At 60.7% G+C, this 3,668-nt stretch carries 5 protein-coding genes; all 5 read left to right on the forward strand.

Going from position 1 to position 3,668, the window contains the following annotated elements; all coding sequences use genetic code 11:
• Window positions 1–154 precede the first annotated feature (154 nt).
• The 5 genes from K7W03_RS26870 to K7W03_RS26895 all read left to right on the forward strand — a co-directional run bounded on the left by K7W03_RS26870 (window position 155) and on the right by K7W03_RS26895 (window position 3,298).
• Entirely contained in the window at window positions 155–721 is a 567-nt protein-coding gene (locus K7W03_RS26870; RefSeq protein WP_222887987.1) for an HdeD family acid-resistance protein, read from the forward strand.
• A 97-nt stretch (window positions 722–818) separates the two neighbouring features.
• Window positions 819–1,718: a DnaJ C-terminal domain-containing protein gene (locus tag K7W03_RS28280; RefSeq protein ID WP_222887989.1), complete on the forward strand. Its 900-nt coding sequence runs from the start codon at window positions 819–821 to the stop codon at window positions 1,716–1,718.
• Entirely contained in the window at window positions 1,715–2,056 is a 342-nt protein-coding gene (locus tag K7W03_RS26880; protein ID WP_222887991.1) for a chaperone modulator CbpM, read from the forward strand. Before K7W03_RS28280 ends, K7W03_RS26880 begins: the two co-directional genes overlap by 4 nt.
• Before the next feature lie 150 nt (window positions 2,057–2,206).
• The gene (locus K7W03_RS26885) at window positions 2,207–2,788 is read left to right on the forward strand and encodes an RNA polymerase sigma factor (protein ID WP_043152251.1); all 582 of its coding nucleotides are present in this window, start codon (window positions 2,207–2,209) and stop codon (window positions 2,786–2,788) included.
• Between the two features lie 174 nt (window positions 2,789–2,962).
• The gene (locus tag K7W03_RS26895; protein WP_222887993.1) at window positions 2,963–3,298 is read left to right on the forward strand and encodes a GFA family protein; all 336 of its coding nucleotides are present in this window, start codon (window positions 2,963–2,965) and stop codon (window positions 3,296–3,298) included.
• Window positions 3,299–3,668: the final 370 nt, after the last annotated feature.

Below are 3,668 nucleotides of genomic sequence, written 5' to 3' on the forward strand. Positions count from 1 at the left end.
TGCCGGTCGTCCGCGCAATACAGCCAGCCGCAGCAAATGCCCAGAGCGGGCCCGAAACCGAGCGTCGTGAATAAGAGAGGCTAGAATAGCGTGGGACTGAATTGGGCGACAGCAGCTGACGAAGGATTGCCCGAACGAATTAGGGAGAAAGCTTATGAGCGCGCACGAAGCAAATAAGGAGGTCTGGGGTTCGCCGTTTCCGGCATCCACCGGTTGGGGATGGGTTCTGACCTATGGCGTGCTCCTGATCCTGGGCGGGATCCTGGCTTTCCTGAACCCGCTCGCGACGGGCTTTGCCGCCGGCGTGATCTTCGGGGCGATATTGCTTGCCTATGGCGTCATCGCGATAGTCGCTGGACTGTCAGCCTTTTCTACCCGATCGAAGGTGCTGGAGTTGCTCCTCGGCGTCGTGGCGGTACTCGCAGGCATCTTCGTGCTGTTCGATCCATTCCAGGGTGCCGCATCGCTCGCTTGGGCGATCGGGCTGTGGCTGTTCGTCTCAGGATTTTCCCAGCTTTTCTATGGACTGAAAGGTACGCATGACCAGGGATGGAGGCTGTTGCTCGGCGTCGTCGATATCGGGCTGGGTACCTATCTGGTGATCAGCGGCCCGCTGGCAGGGCTTGCCTTCGTGGCGGCGATCATCGGCTTCAGCTTTCTCTTCCGCGGTGTTTTCCTTATCTCACTTGCCTTTGGCCTGAGGCGGCTGAAGTCCGCGTGACGAGGGGATGCGGCCAGGAGATGGATATACCGAGGCTGACGGCGAACGCTGCGGAAGGGTTCGCGCCGATCCTCAGCGCGACCAGGAGGCGTAGCAGGTGAGCAATCCATATGAAGTTCTCGGCGTCGCCGCGTCCGCGAGCGGGGACGATATCCAGAAAGCGTATCGCAAGCTCGCGAAGAAGCTCCATCCGGACCTCAACCCTGGCGACAAGTCGGCCGAGGACAAGTTCAAGCAAGTCGCAGGCGCCTACGATCTGCTGAGCAACCCGGAGAAACGCAGGCGTTACGACACGGGCGAGATCGACGAGACCGGCGCAGAGCGGCCCCCACAGCAATATTATCGTGACTATGCCGGGTCGGACCCCGGCCATTATTCGAGTAACGCTGGCTTTGCGGATTTTGCCGCAGGCGACGATCCGTTCGCCGAACTCTTCCGTCGTAGCGCGCAGGCGCGCGCCAATCGCCGCGGGCAGGACTTGCACTATCGCCTTTCGGTCAGCTTCGTGGAGTCGATCACCGGCGGTTCACAGCGGATAACCCTGCCAGTGGGCGGCACGCTCGACGTGACGGTCCCGGCGGGCGTCGTTGATGGGCAATCGCTTCGCCTCAAGGGCAAGGGCGCACCTGGCGCCGGCAAGGGTGGCCCAGGAGACGCATATATCGAGATCGAGGTTCGATCCGACCCACGCTTCCTCCGCAATGGCGACGACATCACGATCGACGTTCCGATCTCGCTGAGCGAAGCCGTCCTCGGCGGCAAGATTCGCGTTCCCACGCCAACCGGTGATGTGACGATGACCGTGCCGGCCAATTCGAACAGTGGCAGCATGCTGCGCCTCAAAGGCAAGGGTGCCCCTCGGCTCGGCGGCGGTCGTGGCGATCAATTCGTGAAGCTCAGGATCGTGCTGCCCAAGCCGGCCGATCCGGAACTCATACAATTCGTTGCGACCTGGGAAGCCGGCAAGAATTTCAATCCTCGTGAGGCCTCGCGATGATAGACTTGGACGAATTTCTATCCCGCTCGGGGATCGAACTCCACTCGCTCGAGCAGTGGATCGATCGCGAATGGCTCCTTGGCGAGCGCCGATCCACGACCATCGTCCTGACCGACATGGACGCGGCCCGCGCGCGCCTCATACATGATCTGAAGCGAGACTTTGGCGTGAACGACGAAGGCGTCGACATCGTGCTCCACCTCGTGGATCAACTGCATGGCCTTCGCCAGGTGCTCGCACAGATGCGAACGGAAGCGCAAGCCGCGCGGCGCCGGGATATCCGGCGATCGCGAGGCCGCAAACCGGGTCCGATTCTGGCTCCGCGGCGCAAGTCGTAACCGAGCCATGAGTCCTGCTGAAAGGGCCTAGCTCCTCACAACATCTGCGCCACAGCTCTATCCGCGCCGAACTCTGTCAGCTGCGGTGAGAGCAAACAACGAGTTCACATCGGAATTGGCGAACCGATCCCTGCTAAAGTCTGGAAGGCAATGATTGACGACTCGGAACCACTCCAGCCTGCGCAGGCAAGCGAATTCGACGCTTCGTTCCAAGCGACCAACCAGAGCCCGGTTGAGCAACTTCTTGCCCTTCTTGAGATTGAATATGGGGCGCTGCAAATGCGCCTCTCGGCGCATCTGCGTTCCTCCGAGGCTGCAGCTGAGGCGCTCCACGACGTCTATGTCAAGCTGAGGGCGGACCCGTCTATCGGCGATCTCCATAACCCACGCTTCTACCTCTACCGGATGGCCATCAATCTCGCAAAGAACAGGAGGCGGAGCGACTGGCGCGCGATCAACATGGAGGATGCTGGGCTTCTCGATATTCCGGACAATGCGCCGAGTCAGGAAGCCGCCACCTTGGCTACGGACGAAATGACGCGAGCTTTGCAGGCGCTTCATACCCTCCCGCCTCGGCGGCAGGCAATATTCCTGGCCAAGTGGCGCGACGAGAAATCGCAAAGCGAGATTGCCGCCGAGTTCGGGTTGCACAAGCGCACGGTTCAAAAGGAGCTCACTCGAGCGGAGATATATCTGAGGAAGGTCTTACGTCGTCCCAAGCGGCCGGTCTGACTGGCGCTGATGCCGCTCGAAAGGCTAGTCGAGGCCCACGTCCGTGCCACCGAACGGTTGCACGGGGACGACATTACCGTACCGGTTTAACCTGGTATGGCGTTCCCTTGTCATCGTATTTGTTGCAGATCTAACAAACCAAGGCTTGTCCGGTTGAGTGCAGGAGATGCTGGCATGAAGCATGAGGGAAGCTGCCACTGCGGGACAATCCGCGTTGCGATTGAGGATGATCCTGTCGATGCCGGTGAGTGCAATTGCTCGATCTGCCGGCGAACCGGAGCACTGTGGACCTACCGCTCGCCCAGCCAAGTGAAAGTCGCGGGCATGGGCGTAGGCTATGTACAGGGCGACGCCACCCTGACGTTGTGGCATTGCGCGACATGTGGGGTCACCACCCACTGGAGCCCTCACGATCCGACGTACGACCGGATGGGCATCAATCTCAGACTATTTGACCCGGCGTTGTGGAATGGGCTGCCCCGCCGGTTCATCGACGGCGCGAGTTGGTGAGGTATGGTGACGCCCAAGGCCGCAACTGTAATGATTTGGGCCATATCGTCATAAGACGGATCGCTGGCCGTTAACCTGCCTTCCGCGCCAGAAAGCAGATTTTCCGGTCTCCACGACATCATTGCTCCTCTGGGCGTCCGTTGAAGCCGCCACTCGGTCGCGGCCTGCGGTCTTCACCGGATGGCTACGGGAGGCCCGGCGCGGAACTCGGACAAAAAAGTGGGGCGCCTTTTGGGTCGCCAATGTGTCCCCCATTGGGAATAGTAGGGCTTCCTCCTTCGAACGGTACGCATCCGGTGAGGACCGCGGCTACTGACGGTTTGCTGGGGGATTTGGCATCTTACTTGCCGAGGAAGGCCTCGACGCCTTC

It is taken from the genome of Sphingobium sp. PNB, from assembly GCF_019873065.1.
GTDB classification, from domain to species: Bacteria; Pseudomonadota; Alphaproteobacteria; order Sphingomonadales; family Sphingomonadaceae; genus Sphingobium; species Sphingobium fuliginis.